This is a genomic window from Streptomyces sp. NPDC052107, from assembly GCF_040680215.1.
GTDB lineage: Bacteria > Actinomycetota > Actinomycetes > Streptomycetales > Streptomycetaceae > Streptomyces.
This window is the reverse complement of the sequence record NZ_JBFAWG010000118.1, coordinates 1-15,300: the sequence shown is the minus strand read 5'-3', so window position 1 is coordinate 15,300 and position 15,300 is coordinate 1. Positions and strand designations below refer to the sequence as shown.

General features: G+C 69.4%; 11 protein-coding genes. 6 read left to right on the top strand and 5 right to left on the bottom strand.

The features are described 5' to 3' along the window. The first annotated feature begins 152 nt into the window (after positions 1–152). A complete protein-coding gene (locus AB0M27_RS42700) occupies positions 153–647 on the top strand; it encodes a helix-turn-helix transcriptional regulator (RefSeq protein WP_365730799.1) in 495 nt (164 codons plus the stop codon). A 198-nt stretch (positions 648–845) separates the two neighbouring features. On the opposite strand, the gene AB0M27_RS42695 is transcribed toward AB0M27_RS42700, so the two are convergent. Continuing rightward, positions 846–1,511 carry a DUF6308 family protein gene (locus AB0M27_RS42695; protein ID WP_365730797.1) on the bottom strand — a complete coding sequence of 222 codons (666 nt, stop codon included), beginning with the start codon at positions 1,509–1,511 and terminating at the stop codon, positions 846–848. A 562-nt stretch (positions 1,512–2,073) separates the two neighbouring features. After that, positions 2,074–4,239 (bottom strand): N-6 DNA methylase, encoded by a 2,166-nt coding sequence (locus AB0M27_RS42690; RefSeq protein ID WP_365730794.1) that lies wholly within the window; start codon positions 4,237–4,239, stop codon positions 2,074–2,076. 197 nt (positions 4,240–4,436) lie between these two features. Here AB0M27_RS42690 and AB0M27_RS42685 point away from each other — a divergent pair, with 197 nt between their 5' ends. The 5 genes from AB0M27_RS42685 to AB0M27_RS42665 all read left to right on the top strand — a co-directional run bounded on the left by AB0M27_RS42685 (position 4,437) and on the right by AB0M27_RS42665 (position 11,143). Next, positions 4,437–4,997 (top strand): hypothetical protein, encoded by a 561-nt coding sequence (locus tag AB0M27_RS42685; protein ID WP_365730792.1) that lies wholly within the window; start codon positions 4,437–4,439, stop codon positions 4,995–4,997. 129 nt (positions 4,998–5,126) lie between these two features. After that, positions 5,127–5,549, top strand: a complete 423-nt coding sequence (locus AB0M27_RS42680) for a hypothetical protein (RefSeq protein ID WP_365730790.1) — start codon at positions 5,127–5,129, stop codon at positions 5,547–5,549. A gap of 178 nt (positions 5,550–5,727) precedes the next feature. Next, a complete protein-coding gene (locus AB0M27_RS42675) occupies positions 5,728–6,057 on the top strand; it encodes a hypothetical protein (RefSeq protein WP_365730788.1) in 330 nt (109 codons plus the stop codon). 221 nt (positions 6,058–6,278) lie between these two features. Further along, complete coding sequence (locus AB0M27_RS42670; protein ID WP_365730786.1) at positions 6,279–7,892, top strand: RNase H family protein; 1,614 nt, start codon at positions 6,279–6,281, stop codon at positions 7,890–7,892. Between the two features lie 500 nt (positions 7,893–8,392). Continuing rightward, positions 8,393–11,143, top strand: a complete 2,751-nt coding sequence (locus AB0M27_RS42665; protein WP_365730784.1) for a tetratricopeptide repeat protein — start codon at positions 8,393–8,395, stop codon at positions 11,141–11,143. 183 nt (positions 11,144–11,326) lie between these two features. On the opposite strand, the gene AB0M27_RS42660 is transcribed toward AB0M27_RS42665, so the two are convergent. From AB0M27_RS42660 to AB0M27_RS42650, 3 genes are all read right to left on the bottom strand, one after another. Next, entirely contained in the window at positions 11,327–12,091 is a 765-nt protein-coding gene (locus AB0M27_RS42660; protein ID WP_365730782.1) for a hypothetical protein, read from the bottom strand. A 398-nt stretch (positions 12,092–12,489) separates the two neighbouring features. After that, entirely contained in the window at positions 12,490–13,296 is an 807-nt protein-coding gene (locus AB0M27_RS42655; protein ID WP_365730781.1) for a hypothetical protein, read from the bottom strand. A gap of 4 nt (positions 13,297–13,300) precedes the next feature. Beyond that, positions 13,301–13,984 (bottom strand): RDD family protein, encoded by a 684-nt coding sequence (locus AB0M27_RS42650; RefSeq protein WP_365730779.1) that lies wholly within the window; start codon positions 13,982–13,984, stop codon positions 13,301–13,303. Positions 13,985–15,300 lie beyond the last annotated feature (1,316 nt).

The window sequence follows — 15,300 nt, the reverse complement described above, 5'->3', positions numbered from 1 at the left end:
ATCCCACAGCAGGTCAGGCATCACGCCATGCTGCCTTGCCACTCACCGAAACGCAGGCCGATTCCCTTGACGAAACCCATAGGGGCACCCCCCCGATTGATATGCTGTGAGCATAATGCTGAGGGCATCGAGTATGCAAGGAGCGGAAGCGCATGGTGGAGTCGAACCGCAGGACGAGGAACCTCCCACGGCTGGGCAGGTCACTGCGTGAGCTCCGGGACGAGCGGGGCTGGAGCCGCAAGGACCTGGCCGAGCGCTCCGGCCTGTCCTACCCATACGTCAGCCAGCTGGAGAACGGCGACCGCGAGCCCTCCTTCGACACCCTCACCAAACTGGCCCAGACATTCGGCCTGGCCGTCGACGCACTCCTCGCCCCCGCCACAACCCAGCGGTCTTCCCGGCCGCCAACGGCGGCATCCAGCGGACAACGGCACATCCCCAACCCGAACTACCAGCCCGACGCGAGCCAAAAACAGCCGATCGCCACCCACCGGTTCGCCCACGCGCCGGCAAGCGCAGAGGACTTGCCCGCCGTCATCGACGCCGCCTACCAACTCCTCCTCACCCTCCCGCCCGACGAGCGCCTGGACGCCGCCGGCGCCCTCCTCGCCCGCTGCCTGCGAGCAGCCGCCCCACCCACCGAGTGAAGCCTCCAGCTTCCGCAAGACGCTGCCGATAAGTTGGAGGCTCTCCGGCTGCGCAGGCAGATGTCGGGCAAGTTCTTTGCCGAAGCGGGGCCCCACCCTGCACACGAAGCGAAAGCCCTACTGGACCCCGCCCGAGTGATCCGGTCAGGCGTCAGCGGCTCGCGGACATCCCTCGCTGGGAGTGCTGTCGCGAAGCCGTCACGCTGTTGTTGGAGCGAGCGCGCCGGCGCCCAGATTCCAGGCCACGATATCCAGGATCCGCAGCAGCGACACATCGTTGGGGGCCTGCGCTGCCAGGGCTTGCCACTGCTCGGGCTGCTCCTCGAGGTCTCGAGTCATGCATGCGGCGAGAGTTGAGAAGAAGACGGCCTCTGGGCGTCCTGGCGTGGGATGCATCGGGTAGGTGGCGTGCGTGCTGTAGTAGCAAGCTTTGACTTGCCGGTCGAAGAGCGGGACGAAAAGCGGGCGCTTGCGGTGGAGGACCTTGGTCAACTTCGTCAGTCCGATCCCGGGCACCTTTCCCGGGTCGTCCAAGACGCCGATCAGCCCCTCAAGCAGGGGCCTGTGGCAACCTCGGGCGACTGCGGTCTGCAGCGCCAGGTCCTGGGGTATGGCGGCCAGCCCGGCCTCCAGCACCGGCCGCACAGCCTGCAGCGAGTACACAGCGGCAATCGTGGGGCCGGCGTTGAGGAGCAGCGGAGCGAGGAAATCACCATCGTTCAACTCGTCCGGACCGCTGCCTGTGGCCATACGGTCGTATGCCGGGTAAGCGAACGGCTTACCCCCTTTGGCGGCCGCGGCGGCCCTGTTCGCCGATTCATCGAAGTAGGAGCCAACCCACCGCGCCGCTACTTCAAACTCCACGCTCCGCCCGCCAACACGCACCTTCGCGTCTCTCAACGCCGCCCCCTCGACAGCAGGTCCACTCCCCCAACGAGTCGCCGACCCCCTGCCCCAGCCGCAACGGCATCACAGGCTCAACCGACCACTGAACTGTAGTCACCGGCACTGACACGTCCAGGCCATTGGCCCTGCCTGCGCAGCAGGCCAAATAGTGTCCCGTGGGCGCAGACTGCTCGCGTCGATGCTGCTCGAACGGCTACGGATCCTGCCTAGAGGAAGCCAAGGCCACCGTTCGCCTTGGTGCGGGAATGTCCCAGACGTTGGCACCTCACCAAGGACAATGGTCCGGCGAAACAGCCGGATGTCGCCGGCGGAGCGTACTCGTCCCCGGCGGCGCCTGCTTGCTCTGACGGCTGGCGCCGTCAGAGCAACGTGCCGTGGTCCAAAGGGTGAGGGCATCGCAGCGGTGGCAGGACCTGCGCGAGGAGCAGGGCCTGGCTGTCGAGCAGATCCTTAAGGCGCCTACCGCCGACGCTCAGCCTCGTGCCGTAAGACAAAATCGCCGCCCATTCGCCTGTCGCTGTCAGCCCACAACGGCCTCGGGAGGCAGAAGGACGCCGCTGGTGAGGGACTGGGTGAGCAAGCCGGTGGTTTCCTCGGTCCGCTCCGCGACCTCGCGCGCAAGGACCCGTAGCCTGTGCAGCTGACGGAACGCCAGGCCGTAGCGGCGTTGCTCGTCAAGCGGCAGCAGGGGTACGCGCAGTCGCCGCGGATCGATGTGCAGCGACGTGGAACCGGTGGTGGCGCTGTTGACGTTGTCCTCGGCCGCCAGGAAGCCCGCGAGGAACCAGGGATCCAGCCGGTCGGGGTCAGGGCGAACCAGGTGAACGTGCAGTCCCACAAGGCATCCCGCGTCCTGGTCGTCCGCGACGCGGGCGCCGCCGCCTTGGGCGGCCCGGATACCCGGGATCAGCACGTCGCCCGCCTCGATGATCGTGGAGTCGGCCGTCTGCTGCTGCTCGTCCACGTCTCCGGAAGCGCGGCTGCCGGTCGCTAGATCGCGCCCGGTGAGGGTACTGACGCCCGTGTGACTGCGCGATGGTGGCGTGTCCTGGGAGCCGCGTCCTGCCGGCACGGCGCGGTGCACGGTCAGTGCACCGCCACGCGCAAGGTCGGAGACCGTCGCCGTGCGCCAGGACCGGGCTTCCTCCTCGGCCGCCACCCAGGGGGTACCAGCGCACGATGCGGCCAGGGCGAGGGCGCTCTCCTTCAGACGGTCCTCGAGATCACGCGCGTTCTTGGCCACCGCCAGCGGGTCGGCACTGCGCGGGGTGACCCGGACGTGGCGGGTGGGGGTGATGTCGACGAGGTCGTCGAGGAGCTCGATGACGGGGACGGCACATGCTGTGCCGGGGTGGTCGGTGAAGTGTGCCGGGTCCGCGGCGAACGTCTGCCAGTGGTCCAGCACGTTCGTGCTCAGTGCGGTCCAGTCGAGCGGAGCCCTTCCGCCCCGTGACCGGGTGGTGGAGGAGGCGGAGCCGTGCTGGCTTGGTAGGTCGTGCGGGCGTTGCTCGCCGATGGCGTCGATGAAGAGAACCCTGTGCAGGTCACTGCCGCCCGGCTGGGGGCGCTGCAGGATCCACAGGTGCAGTCCGATGTGCAGCGGTGTCGCCGCTCCCGGTGGCAGGGAGACGACGGCGCGTAGTGCGCCACTGCGCAGCAGCTCGGCGCGGACTCGGCGGCCGGAGGCGCGGGAGGCGGTGGCGGGCGGCAGTAGCATCACCGCGAAGGCCCCCGGGGGCAGATGGGCCAACGCGTGCTGCACCCAGGCGAGTTCGGACTCTGCACGCGGCGGCAAGCCGTAGGCCCAGCGGGGGTCGTAGGCGAGTTCGTCGTGGCCCCAGTCGCGGTCCGCGTATGGCGGGTTGCACAGCACCGCATCCGCGGTGAGGTCCGCGAAGGCATCCGCGCGTAGGGTGTCGCCGGCCCGCACTGCGAGGTGCGCTTCGGGTGCGGCAAGGCGCAGCCGTACGGCGGTGCGTTGGGCTTGGACCGGCAGCAAGTCCTGGGCGAACAGGCCGGTGGCGCTGTGCCGGGCGGCTGCGGCGAGCAGGCTGCCACTGCCGCATGCGGGATCCAACACCCGGGCGGGGTAGGGGTCGTCGGGGTGCGGGGTGAGCAAGCGGGCCATTAGGTCGGCCAGTTGCTCGGGGGTTTGGTAGGCGCCGCTGGCGGCGCTGTCTTCCAGTTCGCGCTCGGCCAGGATGTCGAGCGTCGTCTGTCCGCCTTCGTCGCGCACGCAGTGCAGCAGCGCGCGGAGCAGGGGGGCGTCGGCCGGGGTGTAGGTGACCGTGTCCGTGCCCGGAACAGTGTCGGCGAGTTCGGCCACCGCGTCGTGGCAGCGGGCGGCCAGTTCACCGTCGGGGAGTTCGCCCAGTGCGGTCAGTGCTCCCCGCTCGCGTTGGGCGCCGGCGAGGACGAGGGGCAGCAACCGGGCGGCGCCGCCGCTGCCGGTGTGCAGGCGCAGTGCGGCGCGCAGTTCCTCGGCGGGCGAGGCGGCGGTGGCATGGCCGCGTGAGTCGAGCCAGGCGCGGACGGCCTCGAGGTCGTACAGCGGGCTGGTGTCGGTACCACCGGCCGGGGCCGGGAAGTCCGCGTGCCGGCGGCGCCAGTTGCTGACCGTGGCGCGCGTGACTCCGGCGAGCCGTGAGATCTCGGCCGCGGTCACCTGCGCGGAGGGCTTCGGCATGGCACTCCAGACCTCGAGGCGGGTTGACCGTCCACACTTTACAGCATCGATCTCACCATGCATCGTGATTGACAGTGCTTTCACAGACATGCTTATCTGCTGATGCTTCCGCTTGGCAGCGCAGCTCCAGGGCTGTGGTGTCGGCGTCCCGTCCACGTTCCGATGCCTTCTTCACACGCAAACGGGGGAACCCACCCATGTCCACGCCTCCCTGGGCCCAGCAGCCCGGCCAGCCGCAGCAGCCGTTCCCGGCGCAGGCCCCGGTACCGCCGAAGAAGAGCAAGGCCAAGACCTGTGCCGGGGCCGGCTGCCTCGGCGTCGTCGCCGTCTTGGTCCTCGGCGGCGCGATCACCGCTGCCGGCGGCGGCAAGTCCGCCGACACCGACAAGCCGGCCGCCGCGCCCTCCCACGCAAACAACGGCGCCAAGACCGCCGCCCCGCACTCTGCGGGCCCGAAGCAGACGCCGCAGACCGTCACCTACGTCGTCACCGGCACCAGCGGCGCCGACGTGCAGTACGGCCCGGCCGGGTCCTCCGCCCAGGGCACGGTGCCCATGCACGTGACCAAGCCGCTGAAGAACCCGCAGTACTACTCGATCACCACTCAGCTTCAGGGCGCAGGCCATGTCACCTGCCAGCTGAAGGTCAACGGCAAGGTCATCTCGCAGTCCACCGCCTCGGGCGGCTACAACATCGCCTCCTGCGAGATCAGCAAGGACCTCTTCGGCGACAAGTGGACCGACACCAACGCCGGCTGACGCACCACCGCCGGCCCGTCAGCCGGACTCCGGACGCGGCCAGAGGCGTCCGTATCCCCCGCCGACCACCGCAGCGCCGCCGTCTGCTCGGCTTTCGCCTCCACTCGCTCCCTTACACGAAGGACACCAGTGAACCGGCCCAAGGTCATCGCCATCACCGCCTGCGGATTGACCGTCCTGTCCGTCACCGCAGCCACGGTGGACCACGTCAGCACCCACACCGCGCTCGCGGCCGCCCGCCGCCAGGAGGCCGCAGCCGACCAGCGCGCCCAGCAGGCTGCATCCCGCCCGGCCAAGGTCGTCACCAAGACGGTGGACAAGCCCGTCTTCGGCCGCTCCACCCTCCTGGGCGCCTACGCGGCCGGCACCATCTCCGGAGGTGTCTACACGGACGATGGCAACCTCACCTACACCGCCAGCGAGGCCACCTGCTCCCAGCAGTACGCCACGATCTCGCAGCAGCCCAACGGCGGCACCATCCACCGCGACGCCTTCATGAAGGCCTGCCTCGACAACGTCAACGACACCGCCAAGACCGACCCCGCACCCTGACCGGCCACGGACGAAGAGCGCAGCCGTTCCTGAGCGTCGCGCCCCAGACCCGCCCCGCTTCGCAGGGCGAGGTCTTCAAGACGACCGGCTGCCAGAAGTGGGCCAAGGTCGGCTGAGCGCACAGCACCCCCGACCCGACAACCCACGACCATCACCCAGTGACAGAAAGAAGCACAGCTTGACCGAGTCCGGCGAGCCCGAGCTCACCGTCTACCACCGGCACCTGGCCGCACTGCTCAAGCGCAGCGACGACGAGAACTTCCGCGCCCTGTTGGAACAGGCGCGCCGCGTCTCACGGGGCGAGTACGAAACCGTCCTGTACGACCACCAACAGGCCTTCCGGCTCCTGTGGCACCACCTGGACCGCAGCAAGTACCTGCGCCAGGCCCACCACGACGCCCACACCAGGCTCGCCTCCGGACGCGCCGCTGCCAACGAGGCCGCCGACCTGGAGCTCTTCCTCACCGTCTACGCGCAAGTCCGCGCCAACGCCGCCCGCACCACCTGAACCAGCGCAAAGCACCAACCCCGCATCCGCCCTTCGTCCCGCCCAGTGGCGGGCCACCGCCGCCCGCCGCCCATCCCCGTCGGCAGCGCCTGGTCCTCACGGCCTGGCCCGCGAACTGCGGCCGTCCGCCACACGGCGATGACACAGCCATCGTCATGGCCCGGCTAAGCAGCCACCCCCCGAAGCGCATTACCATCCGCCCGTGACCTGGGAGTTCTGACATGACGTCCCCTGAGCGCCCCGAACTGGTCAGCCGCCTCGCCGAGGACTTCACCGCGCTCCAGGACGCCGCCCTGGCCCGGATGAACGGCACTGCCTCCCCGCAGACCGAAGCCGCGCTGGACCACCCCGCACTCGCCGGAGCTGTCGCCATCGCGCTCGCCCACGTGGAGGTCCTTGCCCGGGGAGCTGTCCGGCGCGCTGAGCTTTCCGTGATGCCGGCGCAGCGGTTGCGGCCGCTGCGCGAGTACGCCCGCCGGGTTCGGCGCGCCCGGTTGCAGGCTGAAGCCGTGTGCAAGGAGCAGCGTGCCCGTCGGATCTCGCAGCGGCGCATGCCGGTGACCGGTCCGCTGGACCTGCGGGTGGCGCGGGCCGCACACCCGCAGGCGTACCTGCGCGCCATGGAAGAGGAGCTCACCCAGCGGGGGCTGCCTGCTGAGGCTCTGAGTGTGCCGAACTGCGACCGGGCCCGGTGGGCGCAAGAGCGCCGGCTGATGCACACCGAAATCCCCTCTGCGGTCCGCGAACTGCTGGACTGCGGCGACGACTCCTTCGTCCAGGTGCTGTTGCACGACGCCCGGGAGGCGGAGAACTGCCACCTTGGACATGACGCGATCGTCGAACGGTGGAACCGGCACGCCCCTACCGCGCTGGCCTGGGGCCGTTACGCGATCGCCCAGGCCGAGCGGGCCGCGCTCGCCCGCCCCTTCACCGCCCGCAGCGTCCAGCTCGACGCGCTGGAGGATGCCTACCAGGACACCGCGATCCTCACCGCCCGTGCGATCGAAGCCAGGCACAAAACCGCCGACCTCCACGACCGTATCCAAGAGCTCGCCTCCACTGGGTCTTTCGCCGACCTGATCGCCCAGTGCCACGCAGGGGCCATCGCGCGCTTCGCCTCCGTCCATCCGGGCCTGTGGGACCGCGCTCAGCGGCTGGCCGCCGAGCACCAGACCGGCTGCCTGGAACGGGCCGAGGGCTGCCCGCGATGCCACCTCGCTCTTGGGGCGGCCCTCTCCATGGAAGTCCCTGCCACCGCCCTCTTGGACGTGGACGACGCCCCAGGGCAGATCGTCGAGCCGGACGCTGCCTCAGACCGATACGCGATCCTCAACGACCTCCTCCCCCAGGCGGTCGTGGCTGTTGCCGACGCCGCGGTCGGCGACGAGTCCGCCCAGTGCGGCTATGGCTGGGTCTGCGAGAACGGCGCCACAGGACACGGCGCCTCCATGGCCCACAGCAGCGGTGAGGCGGAGGTCATCGGCATCTGCACGGCCGCCCTCGCCCTTCTCCACCACAGCCCGCACTCCCCCATCGTCATCCTGTGCGACAGCTTGGAAGCCGTCACCGCCGTCAACCGGGCCCTGGAATCCGCCGACCCGGCCGTGGCCCACCGCACCGTTGTGTTCCCCGAAGGCAGGCAGCTCCTGGCCAACCTGATGCCGTACCGCGACCGAGTAGAGGTGCGCTGGCTCAAAGGCCACATCGGCCACGACCTCAACGAGACCGCCGACGCTCTTGCGGCAGTAGCCCTGCGCCGCGCCACCGGCCGCATCCCCGCTGCTGTCGCCCGCAAGGAGCAGACGCACATCCTGAGCACCCTTCGATACGCCTAGGGCGCGCCGCCCACGGCCGCGCGATTCCTCAAGAGGTGCACATAGCCCGGATGGGACCACCTCGTGAACGGCCAGAAGAAGCGCACGTTCGCCATCCCGGAAGTTGCCCCCTCTCCGTCGGCTCAAGGCCCCGACGCATGCATAGTCAAGCTCTGTGCCTTCGTTCCTGTCCCCGTCGGGAGCCGTCACCGCGTGCCGATACGCGCTGAACTGCGGCGACCGCTTTCCGAGCGTCGCGGCATCAAGGCGCGGTCGGTCATGCCTTCGCGGGCCACAGCGGCGGCCTGTCCGGGCTGACGTCCCGCATTGAACTGATCCTGAAACGACCTGACAGAGGTCGGCACTGCCCCCGCGGGGCCCTCACGGAGACGTAAGAGGCGCCTGTCCACACCCTCCCGGGGTTCCGAGGCCGAACCGCCTTGTTGTGAAGATTTTGTGCTGACTAGTCTTCTTTCGCGCACCGGCAGCACCAGGCCTGCGCAGGGATAGGGAGGAACACCATGGCGTTGGCGATAGGCCACCTCGTCGCCCAGTACCGGGCCTGCGCCGCAGCCCGCACCGAACCGTTCAGCGAGACGGTCGCCGCCTCACTCGATGACCTCTGCGCACGGCTCGGCGATGCGGCGCACGACACCGAGCAACTGGTCCTCGACGACCCGGCCATCGTCCTCGCCGGGCTGCGCCACGCCCTTGCCGACATCGCCGACCTGCTCGCCGAGGACCACCGCCACGACGACGAACTGCTCGCCCGCCGCATCACCCTCGACCTGCACACCGCCACCGGCACACTGCAGCACACCCGCGACCTGAGCGCCTTCGCCCGCCCCCTCACCGCCCTCGGCCACACCGATGAAGCACGTGACGCCCGACGCGAGGCATTCACCGCGCTGTGCGCCCTGGCGGCGCAGGAACCCACCCGGTGGCTGGACGCCCTCGCCGAGGCCGTAGCGTACGGCGATCTACTGGTCGCCGCCGGAGACCCGGCCGCCGCGACTGAGGCCTGCCGGCGGGCCGTCCACGGGCTCGCCCCGTACGCGGAATCGGGCATGCCCTGGGCAGTCGAGCCCTATGCCCAAGCCTTGCTGAGCCTCGCCCAACGCACCGCTGACGCCGGCGACCCGGTTGGCGCGCTTGAAGCCGCTCAGGAGGCGGTCGTCCTGCTCGAGCGGGAGAGCCCCGTCGTGCTGGCAGCCGCTTTGCACTCCGTAGGTCTGCGGCACGAGGAACTGAAGCAATGGGAGGACGCCCGCGTCCACCTGGCCGAGGCCGCGGAGCTCCTCGCCGATGCCGAGGACGCTGCCACCAACCGGCGGCGCGCCGAACTGCTCGGCGACCTCGCCCGCGTGCAAAGCCACCTGGACGGCGACGCCGCAGTGGAGACCGCGAAGCAGTGCGTCGAACTCCACCGTGGCATCGTCGGCGACGAGCCAGGCCACCTCCCACACCTCGCACTCGCGCTGGTGGAGCTGCACCACAGGCTCGCCGCAACCGGCCGCCACGTCAAAGCGGTGTACGCGCTGCAGGAGTCGGCAGCGCATTACCGTCAGCTTCGCGAACAGGACCCGCAGTGGACCGCCGACCTCGCCCACTGCCATCTCTTCCTCGGCCAGCAGCTCGCCGAACTCGGCCGCCGCGAGCCCGCGCTGGAGGAGACCACGACTGCGGTCGCGCTACTGCGTGACTGCCCCGAAGAAGCCCTCGCCTTGGCCCGGGCCCTGCGGGACCTCGGAACACGGTTCCACGACCTGGGGCGGACGGTGGAGTCGCTGGCTGCGAACGGTGAGGCGGCCGGGATCTTCCGCGACGCCGGGAATCTCCCCGCCCTGGGCATGGTGCTGTACAACGTGGCGGTCACCCACCACTTCGCCGACCAGATAGAGGAGGCCGTGCCGGCTGCCGTCGAGGCCGTCGAGGTCTACCAGCGCCTGTACGACAAGGACAGCGGCTGGGCCCCCGACCTCGCCCAGGCCCTCGCACGGCTTGGCAAAGTGTGCGAACGCGCCGACCGCTTCGACCAGGCGATCACCGCCATGGAACGCGCGGTCAGCCTCCTGCAGCGGCTGCACACGCCGGGAAGTGACAACTACGGAGCAGAACTCGCGCAGGTACTGCACGACCTGAGCCGCTATCACGAGCAGCAGGGCCGCCTGGACCGCTCGCTCGAGCACATGCGCAGATCAGTGGCCCTGTACGGGGACTTGACGCAGGGCGATCCCGAGCGCTTCCGTCGTCAGCTCGCCGGTTCCTGGCTCTCGCTCGGCATCTACCTGACCCAGCTCGACCAGGACGAGGAGGCACGGTCCGCCACCGGCCTCGCCGCGGACCTCTACCGGCAGGCTGACGACCAACAGGGCCTCGCTCTCGCTTTGGTCCAGCTCTCCGCACGCGAGTCCGCCCTGAACCGGGCCGAGGAGAGTACCGCCGCCCTCACCGAGGCCGTCGAGCTGTACGAGGAGCTGGCCCTCCAGTGGCCCGACCCTCATCTCGGCAACCTCGCCATGACCCTGGAAAACCTCGCCACCCGCCACTCCCGGCAGCAGGACCATGGCGCGGCGCTGCCGCTGCTGGAACGCGCCACCCGCATCTGGGGCCAGCTCGGCAACCAGAGCTACCTTGTCGGAAACCTACGCAGTCGCCTGCTCGTCGAGTACAGCCTCGGCCGGGACACCGAGGACACCCTGGAACGGCTCACCGACAACCAGCACGATCTGGAGGAGACCATCCGCACCCTGGACGGCACCGTCCAGGATCTCATCCGCGCTGACCTCCTGCGGCCGGCCGAGCAACTACTCGACCGCGTCTTCGGCCTGTGGGAGATCCACCTGCTGGAACACCCAGACAGCGACCCGATGCTGCGACTTGTCCTGCTGGACTCCCGTGCCCTGCTGCTCGCCCGCAGCGAGCAGCACGCCGAGGCGGCCGCGACCCAGGACGAGACGATACGGCTGCTCGAACCGTTCGCCCTCGAGGACCCCGACGGCTACCTCGGCACTCTGGCCGCTGCCCGGTCCCGGCTCTCCCGCTACCTGCGCGCAGCCGACAGGCCTGCCGAGGCCCTCGAGCAGCAGGGCCAAGTGGTGTCAGTCTACGAGCAGCTCGCCGCACAGGTCCCCGGCGTCTACCGCCCCGCCCTGGTCTCCGCCCTCCACAACCTCGGCGAACTGCTCCACGACCTCGGCAGCAACGACGCTGACGCCGTCCTGGCCCGAGCCGCCACCCTCCGTCTCACCCTCGGCGGCGAGGAGGACTGACTCCAACCGCGCCCTCCACGGTCACGAACAGCGGCAGCTCCCGCAGCCCTTCCAAGCCTGACAAGCAAGCCCGCCTCGTAGCGTGGCTGCATACCTGCTCGCCTCCATGTGGCCCACGCTGGCCTAACGAACGCAAGAGGTGCCCGGGGCGCTCACCGGGTACGTCGACGTCGGAAAATGGTGCTACCCCTCTTCGGCTTCTTCCGTTTCAGCTTCGTCGTCTTCGTCGCCTTCGTCCGTTGGTGGATCGGTCGCGTAGAGCAGCTCCCATAGGCGGTCCATCCCCCAGTCGGTGATGCCGACTTTTACCCTGAAGCTGTCGGTGCTGCCTGTCCAGGCGGAGGTGGGCGCGTATCCGTGGTCAGCCAGCTCAGCGGTAGCCGCTTCGATGACGCGCGCATCCTGTTCGGTTGGGGCGCTGGAAGGTGCTGCGGCGGGGAGGAGGCGGAACGACAGGGTCTCCATATAGGTGGAGCACCCGGGCAACCCCCCCTCATCGATCAACTCGATCTCGTATTCCCCGTCATCGACCTGGCTGATGTAGGCATTGGCCGCTCCCTGGAAGTCGAAGGGGTCGGCAATGTGCAACTCGGGCCCGGGGTGGCTTTCGGTTGCCGGCGTCGCCTCGCCGCTGTTCTCGTCCGTGTGGCCGTCGGGCGGGCAGGCCGTTGCCGTCTCCGCGGCTTCGATGGGGTGGGGATTGATGTAGAGGGACTCCAGTTGGGCCTTGCCGTAGCGGGGGCCGATGAGCCATCCCGGCGTGTGCCCGGCGGAGTTCGTGGGGCGAACAAGCAGGCGGTGATCGGTGGCGCGGTACAACGCGATGTCGTATCCCTGCTGCAGCCACTCGTCGAGTACGCCGTCGGTGCCCAGGTCCCCTTCTGCGTTGGTCTCTGAGGTGGGGAACAGGGCGCGAACGGTGGCAAGGTCGATCTCGTTATCTTCCATATGGCTTGTCCAGGAGAGGAGGGGCGCCTTCCCGGCGCCGACGAGCAAGGGATGGTGTTCGGGCGTGGCAGTAGAAGAACCACCGCTGACGGATTGGGGGCGAGGAAGGTGCCGGGCTTCTGAACACAGCGCAGCGGCCATGTCAGGGGCACAGGCACACCCGGGAATCCGCAGGGAGCAAACCGGCCGCTGCAAGTCGCGAGGCCAGACTGCGGTGCGCGCCCGGCGGTCAGGGTTCGGTGACGCAATGCGTGGGGCGGCGCTCGGGGTTGTCAGGCCAGGAGCTTGCCGGTAATTGAGCGGCTGCAGTCGGTCCCGCGGCCACGAGGGGGTGCCGGGAAGAGCCCCGATGGCCGACATGACGAAGGTGCGTATGGCCGCTGGGCCTCCCGTCCGGCTCACCCCGGACGGTACACCGGTGAGGTAGCCGCATAGCGGTCCCGGGCATCGGTGTTGGCGGTGCGGAGGGCGGCCAATTGGGCGTCGAGCCGCCGCTCGAACTCGGAAAGCCGGTTGTTCGCATGGGCCTGAGCCCATTCGAGGTAGAAAGCCACATTGGGAGAGTGCCCGTCGTGCAGGACGTCCACCGTGGCCGGTTGCGCGGCATGCGCGGTGTGCAGGACCACTCGTACAACCTGCGGGGCGATCTGTTGCGGCTGAAAACCCAGCAACTCCCCCGCCGGAATCGACCAACGCTGCATGCGTCCGAAATAGGCAATCGTGCCGAGGCTCAGCACCATGGCACCGGCATCAACTGGGGAGAGTTGCTGCCGGTCGGCGAGCTGTCCGGCCTGGCCGGCGCCGAGCGTGACGGCGGCCGGGCCGAGAGGGACGGTGACCGCGCCGAAGAGGCCTCGGAACGGGCCGGCGGTGGTCGTCATCGCCAGCAGGTTGGCGCCGCAGATGTGCAGCGGCGGGTCGTCCTGCGGCCAGCTGTAAAGCATGGAGCGGGCAATGGAGACGGGAGAGCCGTCCGGTGCGTACGGGTCGGCCAGCACGCGGGCGGTCGCCTCGGCGGCGGACTGCTCCCCGCGCAACTGGGCGAGCGATGTCTCCAGGGCCGCCTCTGGATGGCCGACCTGGTCGATGCGGCCGAAGTCGGGAAGCCAGTGGGTGATGCCGCACACCGGGCACGGCCGACCCGGCGTGGGGATGCCCGCCTGGCCGCAGCGGGCACAGTACAGCGGTCGGCCGAACTGGCTCATGATGTCACCGGTCCGACAGCACGACGCTGCCGAGCGCCATGTCGGCCCAGGTCTGTCGCTTGTTGTGCCACAGTGGCCACAGGTAGCCGAGGGGGATGACGATGACGACCGCGGGGAGGTAGTCGATGATGTGCAGCAGGTGGCGGCCGAAGGCCTGGCCGACCCCGAGGGGCTGCCCGTCGCTCTCGCGGACGACACGGATGCCGACCACCCGCTTGCCGAGCCCCTGCCCAGTGCGTCCCTCGCCGACGACCTGATAGATCACATACCCGAAGAACCAGGCTATGCCGAGCAACAGGAATAGCACCACTCCGGCGCCGAGCGTCCGCGCCGAGGCAATACCGATGACGAACAGGATGAACGGCGGCACGATCGCAGCGAGGTAGTCGATGAGGAGTGCGCCTGCCCGCTGTCCCCAGTTCGCCAGCGGCGGGCCGAACCAGGCCGTTCCGGTGAGGAATCCGCTGCCGGACGGTGGCTGCGGGGAGGTGGGGAAGCCGTACGCCGCGCCCCTGGGGGGAGGTACGTGCCACTGGCCGGAGGCCGGGCCGCCGTACGAGCCGACCCCGCCATACGCTCCGGGGCCCACGGAAGTGGCCGAGGGATCCCCCGCGTTGCCGGCACCGGCACCGAGGCCCTCACCGGGCTGGGTGCCGGCGTGAGGCGTGTACGCCCAGGGCGCCGGCACGGGAGCATCCGGCGGGGGGGCCGCCCTCCAAGGTGGCGGAGTCGCGTCGCCGCTGTCCTTGCTCAGACTCCACGGCCGGGTCGGAGGCACCGTCCCCACGGGCGGCGCCTGTGCAGGAGGAGCGACCGGAGCCCCGCAACCGGCGCAGAACCGGTCGTCGGCGCGGCGTGACGGCATTCCGCAAGCAGGGCAAGGCAATCCGGACTCCAGGGTCAATGGTTTATGGCGCGCTGGGGGGTCCGCTGCCGTGTAGAAGATGTGAAGATCCTCTCCGCTGCGTGGGGAGCAGTCAACCCGTGTTCAGCAATTTCACCGACGGTGGGGGGACAGTGGCGGCAGCCGACGCGAAATGTCGAAGACCGGTGACGGCCCCGAGACGCGGTGGCTCCAAGGGTGGTGCCGCCCGGCTCCGCCTGCCGGCGACGAATGCCGCCACCTCCCATCACATCTCGGGGAACCCCAATCGCCGTGAAGAACCGCAAAGGTGCGAAGGTCAGGGAAACCGAGTTGGGATCACCTACCGCGGTCAGACTCGTCGGCGCCTCTGCGAGTCAAGCGTGCCTACGGCTCCGGTGACGAGGCCGACTGCCCTCCCGGCGGCGACCCCAGCGACGATCGCGGCGGCCCAGCCGAGCGCCGACCCGACTGCGAGGCCGTAGCGGGACAATCTGGGCTGGGTTCGCTTCGCCCTGCGATCACGGCGGTAAGCCCGCTGCCAGCCCGGTTCGGCTGCCTGTGACGCCGCCCGACGGAACGCCTGGGCCAGCCCAGACATGAGGCCAACCGCCATCCCTCCGACGAATCCGCCGATCAAGCCCCCTCTCTGACTGCTCACGAGGCCGATCGCAAGCCCCTCGGTGACGCCTCCCTCAACATGGGGCACCCCTCTGCACGTTCAGAATGATTGACGACGCTTTCACTTTCATGCTTACCTATCCATGCTTTCGCTTGAGGGGAAGCGTCAGGCCCCGGTGACTGCACGTCCGTTCGCCGTCCATCTGAGCCCGTCTCCTTCCTCGCACCACCACAGGGGGTACCCACGCATGTCCACGCCTTCTTGGGGCCAGCAGTCCGGCCAGCCGCAGCAGCCGTTCCAGCCGCAGGCCCGGAACCGCCGAAGAAGAAGAGCAAGGCCAAAACCTGTGCTGGAGTCGGCTGCCTCGGCGTCGTCGGCATCGTGGCCCTCGCCGCCGTGATCTCCGCTGCCAGCGGCGGCAAGTCTGAGGTTCCCCCGAGATGCGGGGAAAGGTGACAGCAGGTCAGATGGGTCTCATGAGAGGAGCCCAGACGATGCCTGCCCCGAGGAAGTACCCGCT